We start from the raw sequence: 16,608 nt of genomic DNA on the forward strand, positions 1-16,608 counted from the left end.
AAAAATAAGCATCAAGGATTGAAAAATCCAAGATATGCACCATTCATAAATCATTCCAAAGATATAAGCACAGATAAGGAGTGATTTATGAGTGAGCAAGTCGCACAGAATTATAGTTTCCAAGCTGAGGTTGCTCAGTTATTGCATTTAGTGACCCATTCACTGTATTCCAACCCTGAAATTTTCTTACGTGAATTGATTTCAAATGCATCAGATGCTTGCGATAAGTTACGTTTTGAAGGAATTAATCACCCTGAATATTATGAAAATGATCCAGACTTACGTGTTCGCGTAACTTTAGATAAAGACCCTAAAACTTTAACGATTTCAGATAACGGGATTGGTCTGAGCCAGCAAGAAGCCATTGATAACTTAGGGACCATTGCAAAGTCAGGTACCAAAGACTTTATGTCTAAGCTGACCGGTGACCAAAAGTCAGATGCCCAGTTGATTGGTCAGTTTGGTGTTGGTTTCTACTCAGGTTTTATTGTTGCCGATAAAATTACCGTTGAATCGCGTCGTGCAGGGCTGGATGCAGCTGAAGCTGTGCGTTGGATCAGTGGTGGTACTGGTGAGTTTGAAGTTCAAACGATTGAGAAAGCAACGCGTGGTACTGACATCATCTTGCATTTACGTGATGATGCACTGGATTATTTAGAGTCGTGGAAAGTTAAACAAATCATCAATAAATATTCTGACCACATCAGCTTGCCAATCGAAATGCAAAAAGAAGTGTGGCAAGAGGAAGAGGTCGCTGAAGGTGAAGAACCGAAAGGCGGTCAAATGGTCAAGACGGATGAATGGGAAGCGATTAACTCTGCCAGTGCGTTATGGACGCGTAACAAGAATGAAATCACTGATGAGCAATACATCGAGTTTTATAAAAACCTGAGCCACGATTTTGCAGAACCTTTGGCGTGGGCACATAATCGTGTTGAAGGTAGCACCGAATATACCCAGTTACTGTATATTCCAAGTCAGGCCAAACAGGATTTATTTACTCGCGAAGCAAAAGCAGGCATCAAGCTGTATGTAAAACGCGTATTTATCTTGGATGAAGCTGATAACCTGATTCCAAATTATTTACGTTTTGTTCAAGGTGTAGTTGACAGTGCGGATTTACCGCTGAACGTCAGCCGTGAACTTTTACAAGAAAGCCGTGATGTGAAAACCATTCGTGAAGGTAATGCGCGCCGTGTATTGACCTTACTGGATGGTTTAGCAAAATCGGAAGATGAGAAAGACCAAGAGAAATTTAAAACCTTCTACACTGAATTTGGCTCAGTATTGAAAGAAGGCTTAGGTGAAGACACGGGCAATCGTGAACGTATCTTAAAATTATTGCGTTATGCAACTTCAAATCATGATGAGATCAGTACTTCTTTTGCTGATTATAAGTCACGCATGAAAGAAGGGCAGAAAGCGATTTATTACGTGACTGCGGATAATTTAACGGCTGCGAAAAATTCGCCACAACTTGAAGTGTTCAAGAAAAAAGGCATTGAAGTGTTACTGATGGCGGACCGTGTTGACGAGTGGGCCATGAACTTTGTATTTGAGTTCGATGGTACGCCATTGCAGAACGTGTCTAAAGGTGCAGTCGATCTTGGTGATCTACAAGATGCTGAAGAGAAAAAGGCCTTAGAGCAAGCAGCTGAACAGTTTAAGCCTGTGGTGGATCGTTTAAGTACATCGTTAAAAGACAAAACCAAAGAAGTTCGTGTGACCACGCGTTTGGTGGATTCTCCTGCATGCTTAGTCACCAGTGAAGGGGAGCTTTCACCACAGCTGATTCGTATGTTGAAACAAGCAGGGCAAGCTGTTCCTGAAATTAAGCCTACTTTGGAAATCAATCCTGAGCATCCGTTGGTGAAAAAATTAGAGAACTCAGCGCAGTTTGATGATTTGGCCAATGTGATCTTTGATCAGGCTGTAATTGCAGAAGGTGGCTTACCAGAAGATCCAGCAGCTTATGTTAAACGTATTAATAGCTTGTTATTGAAATAATTGTTTTGATCACAAAAAACCTCTGCTTAGGCGGAGGTTTTTTGTGTGTATGGATAACTTTAAAGTTATCCACAGTGGTGTTGCTATTTTCATCAGAAGTGCGCTTCAAAGCTCATTTGATAGCTGAAATGATTGTCCTGTTTATCGGCAGGAACATTTAAATAGTTCAGATCATTTTGCATATATAACCAGTTACGCCAAATCGGACGTTTCCAAGAAAAATAAGGACCCCATTGATTGACGCGAAGTTCTTTCTTTTCATAATCACCTTCACTGACAATGCCATAGCTGAGGTTATCTTTGGAGAGCAAATGCAATTTTTGGAAAGTCCGATTACGCCAAGTGTAGTCTTCATCTTGGGTCTTCGACAGATTGAATTGAGTCGAAAATAGTGCTTGTTGCTGAAACTTCTGGGTTAAATTTAGATTGGTTTCGGCATAGTTTTTACTGCTTGAGCCATAACGAAAGATCTGTGCCGTATCCAGATTCAGTCCTGAATGTAAGTCCCATTGCTTCTTGGCAAGAAATTGCACATAAATATCAGTATTGGAGTTCGAACCTAAGTCCAGATCATTGTTAAAGGGTAACCAACTTGAAATCGTACTCCAGCTCGCGCTGACGGGATTGGGCGTATTGATATTTTTATGCGATGGGTGCTTGCTGGTTTTACCAAGCTTTTTTAGGAGTGGAGGCTGTTGTGCACGTTGCCATAACGAGTCTTCACCAAAAACGGCCATCAATTCCTGGCTTAGTTGTGCATCACTGAGTTGATCTTCAGGTCTTTCTGTTGCAGCATCACAAGTAAGCGTTTTTTTAGCTTGTTTTTGAGTATGAGGATGCCAAGTCTTTTGATCTAAAAATACATGTGATGCACGGGTGAAATGCCTGCTGAGCGGTAAGAACATTGGAAAGAAGGGTGTAAGTAGCTCACCGAGGCAAAGATTGCCTACAATCAATAAATACACAGCCAGAGCGTATCGTTGATCCATGTTAAAGTGAAGAAAAATAAAAGAAAACAAGCATAGCAGTTTAAGCTTAATCATTTATTTACTGAACTTAATTTTTTTAAATAAAAATGCCCAATCGGAATTCCAACTGGGCATGATGACAGATCATTTCAGTACTAGAATAAAGTCTCAAGCCGAACGAATGTACTCACAAAATGATTACGGTCTTCTCGATGATCATTAAAATAATTCAGATCGCCTTGTACATAGAACCATTCACGCCAAAGCGGTTGTCGCCAGGACACAAAAGGTCCCCAACTGTTTAAACGGAGTTCATCTTTGTTGTAGTAGCCACCGGTATAGATGCCATAATTGAAGTTGTTATGCGCAAAGAACTGGTGTTGACGGAAAAGACGGTTATCCCACCATAGATCATCATCCTGCTTGTCCGCGTAGGTCAAACTGAACTGATTGGAGATAAAGGGTTGATTTGGACGCGCGTGGATCAACTCTAAATTGGTGCGCAGATAATTTTCACTTTTGCTGCCATAGCGATAAATTTGTTCTGCATTAAAGCGGAAATCATTGCGTAGATCCCAATGTTTTTCCGCTCTTAGGCGGGCATAAATATCGCTGCCTGAACGAATACCAAGGTCAGCATCGGTTTCAAAAGGCAGCTTCTTGGAAAAATTTGACCAACGTAAGGCTAAGGAGCCGTTACTGTCTCTAGTTTGTTTGGAGTCAAACTTTTTATCCGGATCCGAATTGGGCTGGTTATTGGTATTGGCAACATTATTTTTAAACTCATCGTCTAAAGAGTCATCCCCAAATACCACGCTGACTTTTTTCTCTAAGGTTGGTAATTTAATTTTACCGCGAATACGTGGCTTAACTTCATAACCATCATGCTCATTCCAGTAGTTATCTAGCATCACCCGAATGGTGGCTGAGGCCGGATTTTCAGGATCGACATCACCAAACCAATCATCAATTTTGACTGAAGTACGATCCGCCCACTCGCGGATGCTGCGTTGCTTTTTATCCGCCCAAGTTTTGTCTTCAGTTTCGGCAGTCGCTGGGACCGTGGATTGATTGGATTGCGCGGGAAAGATCGTTGGCGTGGCATCGACCCAGCGTGGAATATAGTCTAGGGCATTTTCAGCATTATCTGCTGCAGTTTGGGTCTGCTGCTTTTGAGCATTGGTTTCTGCATTTGCAACACTTAAAGAGCCAATTGACAGTGTGAGCAAAGCAAAAAAGATACGCGATGGCACCATTTGCTGTAAATTATTCATAATAAAGACTTATATATTGTTCTTATGTTAACTTTTGATGATTAAGGCAATAAAATCAAGTATTAGAAACAAAAAACAGCAATTTAGCTGTATAAAAATGCTAGAAATCATAAGGGCTTAGTGAAATAAAAGTAGACTAGCTGATCCAAATCCTTTTGGAAAAAACAGCCAATAGTCGAGTTACAGCATAAGACTGCCTGAATTAAAAAGTATAGCTCTGCCTGATTTAAGATGATTCAGGCAGAGCGCTATTTTCGAGTGCCTGATACAGGTCATGTACCGAAATGGGTTGCGGTAAACGGCTAATGACTTGACGAATCAATTGCCATGTATAGCCATCGGTACGATCGAGTAATAGATATGGATAGGCTTGATCTTCATTGGACAGCTTCACACGTTCTAAGCCATGGATGACACGTATTTTTTGTCGCTCTCGTAGCAAAATCACCGGCGTAAAGAAGGTCGCAGCAGTTTCATCAAAGGGAATGAATTTCTGTATGTTAATAAAGGATGCCGGAATATATGGATAGACACGTTGATCACGCTGCCAGACCAAAGTGCCATTCATGATGCATTCATTAAACAAGGTCTCATGTTGATGATAATGTTGTTTAAAATTATTCCAGCTCGTTTGATGAATAGAACTGGTTCGAGTATGACGTTGATCGGTATAGGCCTGTAAAATCGTGGTTGCATATTCAACACTATGCGTCCCGACCAAGACCACGTAATGTGAAAATTGGCCTTGTGCATAAAGTTGCTCAGCAATAAAAATTTGTGCTGATCCCCAAAGTGGTTGTGCTTCATTCTCAGCTTTGAGATAGAGCCAATCAATTTTTATATTCTGATCGATCTCGTTATGCAGATCGACCCGATATAGCGATGGAAAGGTGCGTGCATCAATCCGCTCCAATCTACAGAGTAAGCCATCTAAACTAAAATCATTCAATGCCAATGGTTTGGCTTTGTTAAGATGTGCAGAAGCAACAGGACTTTGTCTAAAACTTGGTTTGACACGTGCTGTGGCTTGAGCAGAAGGTGTGATCTGAGCCGGTTGAATTTTTTCTTGAATAATGGCATTGAGTTGCGACTGAAACTGAGCTGTTTGTTCCTTAATAATAGATAGGCTATCTTTATTTGCAGCTTTTTCAGCATCATCAGCTTGAATGGGGTCTAATATTGGGATTAAATTCTGTAATTCGTCGTCTGTTTTAACATACTCATTGGCATGGTGCTGTAACCATTGTAAGGCATCTTTAGATGAGTTGAGCCAAGGGCTTTTCAGGAATGAGAGTGCAGGGCGAATCACCCAAACTTGCCAATGCTGTGCTTGACGTAATGCGGCCCAGCCCATATCTGCCGAAGCAAACAAGGCATTTTCTACGCGTCCCATAAAGTTATAAGTACCGCGGTAAGTCAAGGTGTAGCCATAAAGCGCTAAGTCATCGGCAGAGAATTCTTCATTCAGAATAAATTCTTTAAATGGGCTGAGCTGATCCTGAAAGTGAGGATCGTCGCAAGATGCGCAAATGTCTTTGATGCGTTGTTTTGACTTCGCAATTTCAAAAAGTGATGTTTTATCATCATTCAGCCCGTCGACGAGGGTTTTGAGCTCATCAACCAAGAGTGCTTTCTCTAATACGTCCATCGATTGTTTCCTTAGAGATAGGCTTGAGCCTGTTTTTAAATCATGAATTAGGACAAAGTGACAGCAATTTCAAACAGGTTGTAATCAGTTATAGTCGATAAAGTATGCTGTCTTATACGTGTGACAAGTGCTTTGATCTTCGGATCTATTTGTAATTTGACCTGTGTTAAAAGAGATCGCCACACAACATTTTCATCACAAAAGATTGTCACTTTATGACGATTATAGAAGAAAAGGAGGTAAAATCTATAGCGGTCAAGTTAGTATAAAATCTCATTTACGTATTCTAAATCGAGATATAGATCATGGTTTCTCTTTGAAAATAAAAACATTTTAAAATAATGAATCGAATAAATAGATCATAAGATAAAAAATTATCTATAAATTTATGGATGAGTTGTGATCACTTTCACATATCTATTGGTGAAAAGCTCAGCAAATGAAAATATGTCATTATTGAAATAATCATGACTGTCGATAAACGGTATTTATTCAAAGATAAAAGACTGAAACCAAAGGGGAATATGAAAATTTAAAGATTAAAAAACCGCTTTCATACAGAGGTGAAAACGGTTTTAGGATTAATCCAGCTTAATGCTTAATTTCGCATTGATCATCATGACATTGAGCTGCATCGGTTTGCTCAATTTCTTCAGTTGATTCTGACTGTGCTTGCTGCATCGCCTGTAAGAAAATCTCACGAGGTTGAGCACCTGAAAGTGCCAGTTTTTGATCAAAGACAAAGAATGGTACGCCAGTCACTTTGAGTTGTTCATGGGCAATTTGCTCATCATGACGCACAAAATCTGCAAGTTCATCCGAGTCCAGTACATATTCCACTTCGGCATTGTCTAGACCGATACGTGAGGCAATTTCTTCAACCACTTCACGCTCACCAATCGCCAGACCTTCGGTCATATAAGCATGGAAGAATGCTTCTTTCGCTTCATTTCCTAAACCCTTACTTTGTGCAAGGTGAATAATGCGGTGTGCATTGAAGCTATTGCCTGAATTGGCTTTCTGCCATTGAAAGTCGATACCTTCTACTGCGGCCATGGCTGCAACATTACGTTCCATTTCTTCCATTTCAGCATAACTACGACCATACTTTTTGGCTAAGCGTTCAGTATTTGAGGTGTCGTGTTTTGCAGGTGCATTTGGATCCAGTTCAAAGCTATGCCAGTGAATGTCTAATTCAATACCAGCTTCTTCAGCCACATGTTCAAGACGTTTTTTACCGATATAACAAAACGGACAGACCACATCTGACCAAATATCTACACGCATGGTGGATCTCTTCAATTCTCGTTAAATAGATAATAGGGGCGAACGTGTAGAATTTAAAGCGATGAAAATGTAATGCTCCGTTACGACAAGTGAAATAAAAAGGACTATAACTGCATGTGTTTTATCAATTAAACTCAGATCCAGAACATAAAAAAATATAATGATACTTGGAGGCAATATGCGCCGTTTTTTAATCTTTGTGACTGTTGTAGTCCTTTGTATTGGTTCATTTTTCTTTTATCAGCATAGCCTGAAACAGCGTGCCATCAATAATCAGCAGATGTTTGAGGTGGTTATGTCTGAGAAAATGCGTGAACTTTATGATCAGGCACAAGACTGGTCGACGCCTGTGCAACTGGATATTCATGATGATCGATTATCTGGCGATTATAAATTGATGTCTGAGTTTCTACTGAACTACTGGATGCAAAATGTAGAAGCGCGTAATCACTATTTACGTGAGCTCAAAGCCGCCAATTGGGATACCTTTTTAGATGTTGAGCGTCTGGATCAGGACCGTAAGCAGAACTATAAGGACACGGAGCAGATGTTTGTGCAGGTGCGTAAAGCATCCGCTGAATATGAGCAGGCACGGCAACAAATCCAGACCAGTTCTATGCAGCAGGCAAAAAGTCTGGCGATCCAGAATGAAATGAGAAGTTCGCTTCAAGCCAAATTGGAGAATAATCTGAAAGCAGATAAAGCGCATGATATTTTCCCAATCGAGCAGCAAATCATTGAAAAAGCACAGGCCATGTTCGATATGCTGAAGAAATATCAGTGGCAGAGGAAGGATAAAATGATCTTGTTCCGCGAGACGGCTCAAGTGAAAAAATTCAACACACTTTATCAAGATGTGCTAAAGCTGAATGCCAAGATGGAGAAGATTAAACAGAATAATGCTGAGGTTTTAGAAGAAGAACTGTAATTAAGATCGATCAGGTAGTTTTCAGCGTAGACATCGAAGAGGTAGACCTCAACACTATGAATTTATGGCAGCTGTTTCATAAAGTAAAACCATTTGTGCTCCCCTATAAGTGGCTGGTTGCAGTCACTTTAGTGCTGACCTTGATTGGCGCATTAACCGCACAAGTGAATGCGCTGACCTTGCAATATGCAGTCGATCAGATCAATGCGGTGGTTGAGTCAGGTCAGGGCTTAAATGCAGGCTGGCATATTCTGCTCACCATCAGTGTGATTTTATTGAGCAAAGAAGTGCTGAATATTTTTCTTCAGTTTGGACAAAAGTTTTTTGGCGAGAAATTACGAATTTTGATTTCACAAGATGTGGCTCAGTCGATCATCGTGAAGTTTCTACAATACCGTCTGGCCTTTTTTACCCAAGATGATAACCAAGCAGGAAAATTACAGACTCGGATTGATCGGGGAATTGGTTCGATTACCCGATTGGTACAAATCTTCTTTATTGATATTTTTCCCTTGTTTAGTAGTGCCATTATCGCCCTGTGTCTGATGTTCTATGCCAATTTTTGGATTGGTTTGGTGGCGTTGAGTATTGTACCAATTTATTTCTGGATTACCTTTAAGCAGGCGCAGAAACTTAGTGGCACACGACGTAATTTACGTGATGGTCGGGAGCGTAAAAGCCAAGGTACTTTAAGTATCATTCAGTCGATCACGGTGATTAAGTCATTTAACCGTGAGCAAATTGAGGCGGAAAAACAGCTGACCTTGCAAAAACAACTGACCGATGACCAGATGCGAACCCGCCAACTCAGTTTTCTGTTTGATGGCTTAAAAACCTTCATTGAACAGATCGGTGTCGTGTTTATTATCATTCTAACGGCTTATTTTGTTCTGGTTGGTGATATGAGCATTGGCATGATCATGTTCCATATCTTGCTCTTTAATAATGTCTCAGCACCGATTCGCTCCTTACATCGTATCTATGATGAGGTAAATGATGCGATGATTTATGCGGAAAGCTTTTTCAAAATTTTAGAAGCCGATAATGAAATAGAAACCTCTGGGCAGCTGAAACCACAACCCCTGACAGGCAAGTTTGAACTCAAGCAGGTGAACTTCTTCTATCCGAATGGTTTCCATGCGCTGAAAGATATCAATCTCACCATACAACCCAATAAAATCACGGCCTTGGTGGGCTTGTCTGGTGCGGGTAAATCAACGTTGATCAGCTTGCTGGACAAATTCTATTTACCACAGTCTGGTGAGATTCTACTGAATGGCTCTTCGTTAACGGAAATTGACACCCAGTATCTACGTGATCATATTGGTTTAGTTCTGCAAAAGAATCATATTTTTCAGGGTACGATTGAGGAAAATATCCGTTATGGCAAGATGGATGCGACTCAGGATGAAATCATTCAGGCTGCGAAGAAAGCCTCGATTCATGAGCAGATTCTCAAATTACCATTGGCCTATCAATCCGATGCGTTATTACTCTCTGGTGGACAGCAACAGCGTATTGCGATTGCCCGCATGTTCCTGAAAAACCCACCGATTATTTTTCTGGATGAGCCGACAGCAAGTCTGGATGCGATTGCAACCGAACAGATCAAGCATAGTCTGGATGAGATCAAGCAGGGGCGGACGGTGATTATCATTTCACATAGCTTGTCACAGATTATTGATGCCGATTATACCTATGTGATGCAGGATGGCAGGATCGTGGAACATGGTGAGCACCATCAGCTTTATCAGCAACAAGGGGTGTATAAAGATATCTTTGATGCGATGGCCAAGAGTCTCAATATCGAAAAAATTTCCAAGACTTTTGAGGGAGATGATGAAGAGGAAACCCATAGTTAGCCGCTCTTCATCATGCGATTTGAAATGGTTTAGCTGACGACTAGTCAAAAATTTTGTCTGCGGCTTGGAATGGCAGGCTCACCACATCAATTGCGACTGCAAAAGGCAAAAGCACCAGTTTTTCTAAAGGATTCAGCCCTGATTTGGATTTATAACTTTCCTCTTTCTGAGTATAAATGGTGACTTGATAGGGTTTACTTAACGCCTTTAACGAGCTGAGATTGTTTGCTACTGGATAGACCACGCCTTTCAATTTAAGATCAAAACAGAAGCGTTGTGCCTGCATACGCTCATCACTTGATGAAGAACATTCTTTGGCACCATTTTCAATAAAAAACTCAAGGTCTTTCTTGCTTAAGTCTTCTTTGAGTTTCACATAAGAAAGCGGCAAAGTACCTGAAAAATGACCATCATTTTTTTCGGAATAGAAATTGAGATCACGGGTGATTTGAATATTTTTAGGATCAAGCTTACTGATCAGAGTAACGAACTGAGTCCCGCCCTGAGTGAGGATATAACTTTTTTGTTGGCCTGCAATCACGATGCTGTCTTTAGGCAAGTTGGTAGCATTTTGTGCAGGTCGGCCAAAAGCCACCACATTGTCTTCAATCAAAGTTACTTTTGTGGTTCGAGTATAGCTTCGATTGTCTTTCTTGATCAGGGTTGAGGTGGCACAACCAGTAGAGAGTGCGGCTATTGTTGCTAGTGCAATTACTGACTTTGTTTGTGATGTAAACATCCATGTATTCCTTATATTTTAAAGCTTAGATCTATGTCTTCGATTTGATTTGTCATCATTTTATGCTGAGGAATGATCCTATTAAGGCTGATAAATAATACCCAGAACTTTAGAAGGCAAGACAATTGCATCAAGCGTTAAAGTAAAGGGAAGCAGCGGTAAATGAGCCAGTTTTTCTTTAGTCGATAACTGAACTTTAGCACTTTTATAGTCAAGATATTGAATTTTAACTCGGTAAGGCTTGGAGAGTGGTTGTAGTGATTTAAGGTTACTCACCACAGGATAAACAGTGCCTTCAAGACCGAGTTCAAAGCTATGTGGTTTTTGCGTATCGATACAGTCACAGGGAGCAACACCATATTGCTTAAATAGAGCTTGCTCTTTTTCACTGAAATTTCCATTTGGTGGAGTATAAGTAAATCTAAATTGGCCTCTAAAACGATTGCTATCGGGAGCGGGTGCAATAAAATCTAAATCACGACTGATCTGAATATACTGAGGATTAAGCTGGTTAAGCAATTGCACAAATTCGGCTCCGCCTTTGTTAATCACATAGCTATATTGTTTTCCTGCAATGATAATGCTATCTATCGGTTCATTGGGCAGGGCAATAGCGGGTTTACCAAAGGCAATCACATCATCTTCGATGAATGTTGTCCATTGATGACCAGATTCATATTTTGTAAATAAATCCCGTGTAGTTTCACCAATGACTCGGTTACTTGAACAGCCTGTAAGAACTAATCCAGATAATAAACAGCAAATGAACATTTTATGATTCAATATTTTAAAATTCATTCTTTCTTTTAGGAACTGGTTGGACGAGAAAAACCACTATAAACAAAAATCTAGGGAATATGAACTACACGCTTAAATTTGTCTGACTGGTAAAATATTCTATGGGCTGAATCCAGATTTGGATGATCTTTACCGTTTATCTGACCTCTACTGAATCAAATCACACTTTGTTGTAGCCTATTAGATAACTGCTTTTATTTAACTCATTATCTTCTTATGGATGAGGGATGTTTGGAGCAAACGATGAATTTTCTAAAACGATCCGCCCTGATCACTATATTGGCTTTTATGGGCATACCTGTCGTACAGGCAAATGATGAAGTGACCTCTTTGCCGACCATTCGTGTGATGGCTGAATCTGAATTGCGTGAAGAAGTGGGATTTGTGCCTTACCAGGAGGATAAGCAAGTCCGCCAAGCACTGCAGCATCGTGTCTATAAAATTCACAATGATATGCAGAATGCAGGTGTAAGTGAAAGTCCACTGGTGGTGAATTACCAACCTATGGCAGCACAGCCTGATCTGTCTCAATTTTCACCAGTATTACAACAATATATTTTAGCGGTTGCTTCTGGTTTACAGTCTTCGGACCCAACCAATGGCATTTTTAAAATGCTAGAACCATTAAATATTAATCGAAATAATATTGATGGAATTCGTAATGGTACGATTAAGTTGAATGCCGATGATATTTTGAGATTACAGCAGCAAATTCAAGATGGGTTAAGAGGCTTTAAACAGCCATATTAAATTATCTGATTGAATAAATTAAAAATCCCCGCAATATGCGGGGATTTTTTATTATTGCTTCAGATAGCGTTCAAAAATAGTCGAAAAATCATAGTCTTCAATTTGTTTACGTCGCTCGGTAAATTTGTTCTCAACCTGAAGAGTAGTCTGCGAAATAATATCTGGTAAATTCAATAATACCTGTTCTGGCAGTTCACGCAGCGAGAACATACTGTTTACGGCTTGCTGGGTTTGAACCAATGTGGTGTATTGGCGCTCGATTTCTTTACATGTTTCGCCAATACTAAACAAGGCTTTATATAAGTCGCGTACTTTTTCGATTTGTGCTTTCTCAATATCAATTGAATAAGCCGCACCACCCAATTGGAATTTGATCTCGACATCGCGATCAATGGTTCCGGCGGTTTCAAGCAGTACGCGGCTAATTTGGTAGTGTTTATAAGGATAACGATTGAGGGTTCTTTTCTTACTCACCGCACTGGTACCATCAAGGTGGATAAATGCCGTGTTGGTAAAGCAATATTCATCTGTTTTTGCTTTGATGAGGAAGAAGATTTTTTCATTGTCTTCATGGAAAATATAGTCATCAATATCCGTTTTATCATAATCTTGAGGTTCAATAATCTTACCGATATCACTGGTTCCCATTAGATCGGCTGCCATATTTTTAAACATTGTTAGAACCTTATTATTTGTTGGAACTGCGATCATAATTTGCCGTGTATTGTTCTGTCTACAGTGGGCATTTGTATTTTAAGAATTTGATACAACGATGAAACGAATTTCTATCACATAAAAAAATCCCCGCTTAGCACGGGGATTTTTCGTTTATCTCAGTGTCGATTAAACACGTTCGATAATGGTCGCGATACCTTGACCAAGACCGATACACATGGTCGCAAGACCGATTTGTGTATCTTGTTGTTCCATCACGTTCAACAAGGTTGTTGTGATACGCGCACCAGAACAGCCCAATGGGTGACCCAATGCAATCGCGCCACCATTCAAGTTGATGATGTCTTGTTTGTCATAAACGCCTAGGCCTTTCATCACTGATAAGCCTTGAGCAGCAAATGCTTCGTTTAACTCGATGGTTTGGATATCCGCCATGGTTAAACCCGCACGTTTCAGCGCTTTTTGAGTTGCAGGTACTGGACCATAACCCATGATTGCAGCATCACAACCCGCAATCGCCATTGAACGAATCACAGCACGTGGTTTTAAACCCAATGCTTGAGCACGTTCAGCAGACATCAGCAACATTGCAGATGCGCCGTCAGAAAGCGCAGAAGACGTTGCTGCTGTGACTGAACCACCTTTAGGATCAAACACTGGTTTCAATGCTTTGAATGCTTCAAGGTTGGCATCAGCACGAATGACTTCGTCGATGTCGCAAAGGATTTTGAAGCCATTAGCATCATGACCTTCAACACCAACGATTTCGTTCTTAAAACGACCTTCTTGTGTTGCAGCCCAAGCACGACGGTGAGATTCAACACCGAATGCATCTTGTTCATCACGTGTAATACCATTCATACGACCTAACATTTCAGCGGTTAAGCCCATCATGTTCGATGCTTTGGCATAGTGTTTAGATGCTTCTGGGTTCAGGTCGATGCCGTGCATCATACCAACGTGGCCCATGTGCTCAACACCACCAATGATGAATACATCACCTTGGTTGGTGGCAATCTGTGCAGCAGCCGTGTGGATTGCTTGCATTGAAGAACCACAAAGACGGTTTACTGTTTGACCGCCAGCAGTTTTTGGAATGTCAGCCAATAAACCAATATTACGAGCAATGTTCATCCCTTGCTCTAAAGTTTGGTTGACACAGCCCCAAATTACATCTTCAACTTCGTTGGTATCAAACTGGTTACGAGCAACAAGTGCACGTACTAATTCAGCAGATAAACTGTCGGCACGTACATTGCGGAACATACCGTTACGTGATTTGCCCATGGCAGAACGAACGCCATCAACAATCACAACGTCACGTGGATTTAAAGTAGCCATTCACGTCGCTCCTTAACCGTAGAATTTTGTGTTGTTAGCAGCCATGTCACGCAACATTTGTGGCGCTTCATAAGCCTTACCTAAGTGTGCATATTTGTCGCAAAGCGCAACGTATTCAGCAACACCTGTTTGGTCGATGTAACGGCATGGACCACCACGGAATGGAGGGAAACCTACACCCATGATCATCGCCATATCTGCTTCAGACGCAGTAGCAACGATGTTGTCTTCTAGGCAACGAACAGTTTCGTTACAGAAAGCAAGCATCATACGGTCGATGATTTCTTGGTTGTCAAACTCGCGTTTTTCACCAGTCACGAACGGTGCAATAATTTCGTATGCTGTTGGATCAACAGTTTTCGCTTTCTTACCTTTCTTGTCTAACACGTATTTGTAGAAACCAACGTCATTCTTTTGACCAAGACGTTTTGCTTCATACATCGCTTCGATCGAACCTTTGTAGTCTGGCTTCATACGGTCAGGGAAACCTTCTGCCATCACTTCTGCACCATGAACACCTGTATCGATACCAACAACATCGATCAAGTATGCAGGACCCATCGGCCAGCCGAATTTCGCCATCACATTGTCCACTTGTTGGAAATCTGCACCATCTTTTACAAGCAGGTCGAATGCACCAAAGTAAGGGAACAATACGCGGTTAACCAAGAAACCAGGGCAGTCGTTAACAACGATTGGTGTTTTACCCATTTTTTGAGCAAGTACCACAGTTGTTGCGATTGCTTCTTCAGAAGTCTTCTCACCACGAATCACTTCAACCAATGGCATCATGTGTACTGGGTTAAAGAAGTGCATACCCACGAAGTTTTCAGGGCGTTGTAATGCTTTCGCTAAACGAGTAATTGAAATCGTAGAGGTGTTAGATGCAATGATCGTGTTTTCACGAACATGTTTTTCAGTATCAGCAAGTACGATTTCTTTTACTTTTGGATTTTCAGTCACGGCTTCGATCACGATATCCACTTCTTTAAACTCGTCATAGCTTAAAGTTGGACGGATGCGAGCAAGTGTTTCACCCATTTGTGCAGGTTTCATTTTCTTGCGTTCAACTTGCTTGGTCAGCAAGCCATTTGCTTCTGTCATACCCAATGCAAGTTGTGGGTTACCAATGTCTTTCATGATGATTGGTGTGCCTTTGCTTGCCGCTTGGTAAGCAATACCACCACCCATGATACCAGCACCTAATACAGCTGCTTGGTTAACAGGATGAGCACCTTTCTCATATTTTTTCGCAGTTTTCTTCACCACTTGGTCATTGATGAATAAACCAATCAATGCACCCGCTTGTGGTGTAATTGCCGCTTTTGCAAAACCTTGTGCTTCAGCTTTTAATGCTTCATCACGTGTTAAGCTTGCACCTGCTTGTAAAGAATCAAGCAATAGCTTTGGAGCAGGGTATTGTGCAGGATTTGCTTTTGCAAGGACCGCACCTTTCGCCGTATTGAACGCCATCATTTGTTCAAGCGGGTTCAATTTAATCGCATCTAATTTTTCTTGACGCTTTGCTTTCCAGTTCAAACGACCAGCAAGCGCCTGTTTAACTAAATCAACAGCAGCTTCTTGAAGTTTGTCAGCAGCAACAACCGCGTCTACCGCACCATCTTTTAGTGCAGCAGCTGGTTTTTTAGGATTCGCCATTGCCATCCATTCAACGGCATTGTCGATACCAATAACACGGCTTAAACGTACGCTACCACCAAAACCAGGATAGATACCGAGTTTGATTTCTGGTAAGCCAACTTGCGCTTGTTCTGACATCACACGATAGTCACACACCAAGCACATTTCAAAACCACCACCAAGTGCTGTACCATTGATTGCAGCAACTTTAGGTAGATCTAAATCTTCAAAGCTGTTGAAGACATCATGTACAGGCATAAGCCAATCAACAATCGCTTGCTCACCCGCAGCGAAGTTATCGCCAAATTCAGTGATATCAGCACCAACGATGAAAGTTGATTTGCCAGAGGTAACAACTAAGCCTTTAATATCGTTATTGGCTTTCACTGCAGCAATCGCTGCTTGGAAGTCTTCGATGGTTGCACGGTTAAATTTATTAACCGACTCACCTTGTAAGTCAAAGCGGAATTCTGCAATTCCGTCCGCAAGCATTTGGACGGTAATGGCATTGCCAGCGTGGATCATGCCTGATCTCCCTTGTTGTGGAGGATTCTGAGTGGATGTCATAAAGCGTATGTGCAGTTCAGCACACAAAAAATGCTTCGCTAATCTTACGATAACTATATCCAAAAAGGACATAACAAGTTGTATCAAGCCGTGACGCTAGGGTCATCAATTTATTGTAAGCTT

13 protein-coding genes are annotated in these 16,608 nt (G+C 41.1%); 4 read left to right on the forward strand and 9 right to left on the reverse strand.

Annotated features, from left to right (window positions below; all coding sequences use genetic code 11):
• The first annotated feature begins 87 nt into the window (after positions 1 to 87).
• Positions 88 to 2,007 (forward strand): molecular chaperone HtpG, encoded by a 1,920-nt coding sequence (gene htpG, locus MN869_RS08445; protein WP_243307038.1) that lies wholly within the window; start codon positions 88 to 90, stop codon positions 2,005 to 2,007.
• 92 nt (positions 2,008 to 2,099) lie between these two features.
• Here htpG and MN869_RS08450 read toward each other — a convergent pair whose 3' ends face one another.
• The 4 genes from MN869_RS08450 to MN869_RS08465 all read right to left on the reverse strand — a co-directional run bounded on the left by MN869_RS08450 (position 2,100) and on the right by MN869_RS08465 (position 7,184).
• Positions 2,100 to 2,996 carry a selenocysteine synthase gene (locus MN869_RS08450; RefSeq protein ID WP_243307039.1) on the reverse strand — a complete coding sequence of 299 codons (897 nt, stop codon included), beginning with the start codon at positions 2,994 to 2,996 and terminating at the stop codon, positions 2,100 to 2,102.
• 134 nt (positions 2,997 to 3,130) lie between these two features.
• Positions 3,131 to 4,249: a hypothetical protein gene (locus MN869_RS08455; RefSeq protein WP_243307042.1), complete on the reverse strand. Its 1,119-nt coding sequence runs from the start codon at positions 4,247 to 4,249 to the stop codon at positions 3,131 to 3,133.
• A gap of 226 nt (positions 4,250 to 4,475) precedes the next feature.
• On the reverse strand, positions 4,476 to 5,897 hold the full coding sequence (locus tag MN869_RS08460) for a hypothetical protein (RefSeq protein ID WP_243307045.1): 1,422 nt from the start codon (positions 5,895 to 5,897) through the stop codon (positions 4,476 to 4,478).
• A gap of 591 nt (positions 5,898 to 6,488) precedes the next feature.
• Entirely contained in the window at positions 6,489 to 7,184 is a 696-nt protein-coding gene (locus MN869_RS08465; protein WP_243307047.1) for a DsbA family oxidoreductase, read from the reverse strand.
• Between the two features lie 178 nt (positions 7,185 to 7,362).
• Here MN869_RS08465 and MN869_RS08470 point away from each other — a divergent pair, with 178 nt between their 5' ends.
• The gene (locus MN869_RS08470) at positions 7,363 to 8,112 is read left to right on the forward strand and encodes a hypothetical protein (RefSeq protein WP_243307056.1); all 750 of its coding nucleotides are present in this window, start codon (positions 7,363 to 7,365) and stop codon (positions 8,110 to 8,112) included.
• Between the two features lie 56 nt (positions 8,113 to 8,168).
• Positions 8,169 to 9,974 (forward strand): ABC transporter ATP-binding protein, encoded by a 1,806-nt coding sequence (locus MN869_RS08475; RefSeq protein ID WP_243307058.1) that lies wholly within the window; start codon positions 8,169 to 8,171, stop codon positions 9,972 to 9,974.
• Between the two features lie 40 nt (positions 9,975 to 10,014).
• Here the strand turns inward: MN869_RS08475 and MN869_RS08480 are convergent, their stop codons facing one another.
• Complete coding sequence (locus MN869_RS08480; RefSeq protein WP_243307066.1) at positions 10,015 to 10,713, reverse strand: hypothetical protein; 699 nt, start codon at positions 10,711 to 10,713, stop codon at positions 10,015 to 10,017.
• Positions 10,714 to 10,794: 81 nt separating this feature from the next.
• Positions 10,795 to 11,511: a hypothetical protein gene (locus tag MN869_RS08485; protein ID WP_243307075.1), complete on the reverse strand. Its 717-nt coding sequence runs from the start codon at positions 11,509 to 11,511 to the stop codon at positions 10,795 to 10,797.
• A 243-nt stretch (positions 11,512 to 11,754) separates the two neighbouring features.
• Between MN869_RS08485 and MN869_RS08490 the strand changes: the two genes are divergently transcribed.
• Positions 11,755 to 12,261 (forward strand): hypothetical protein, encoded by a 507-nt coding sequence (locus MN869_RS08490; protein ID WP_243307077.1) that lies wholly within the window; start codon positions 11,755 to 11,757, stop codon positions 12,259 to 12,261.
• 51 nt (positions 12,262 to 12,312) lie between these two features.
• On the opposite strand, the gene MN869_RS08495 is transcribed toward MN869_RS08490, so the two are convergent.
• The 3 genes from MN869_RS08495 to fadB all read right to left on the reverse strand — a co-directional run bounded on the left by MN869_RS08495 (position 12,313) and on the right by fadB (position 16,443).
• Positions 12,313 to 12,936: a PH domain-containing protein gene (locus MN869_RS08495; RefSeq protein WP_243307079.1), complete on the reverse strand. Its 624-nt coding sequence runs from the start codon at positions 12,934 to 12,936 to the stop codon at positions 12,313 to 12,315.
• Between the two features lie 168 nt (positions 12,937 to 13,104).
• Positions 13,105 to 14,277 carry an acetyl-CoA C-acyltransferase FadA gene (gene fadA / locus MN869_RS08500; protein WP_243307081.1) on the reverse strand — a complete coding sequence of 391 codons (1,173 nt, stop codon included), beginning with the start codon at positions 14,275 to 14,277 and terminating at the stop codon, positions 13,105 to 13,107.
• Positions 14,278 to 14,289: 12 nt separating this feature from the next.
• Entirely contained in the window at positions 14,290 to 16,443 is a 2,154-nt protein-coding gene (fadB, locus tag MN869_RS08505) for a fatty acid oxidation complex subunit alpha FadB (protein ID WP_243307090.1), read from the reverse strand.
• Positions 16,444 to 16,608 lie beyond the last annotated feature (165 nt).

This window comes from Acinetobacter sp. NIPH1876, from assembly GCF_022808535.1.
GTDB classification, from domain to species: Bacteria; Pseudomonadota; Gammaproteobacteria; order Pseudomonadales; family Moraxellaceae; genus Acinetobacter; species Acinetobacter higginsii.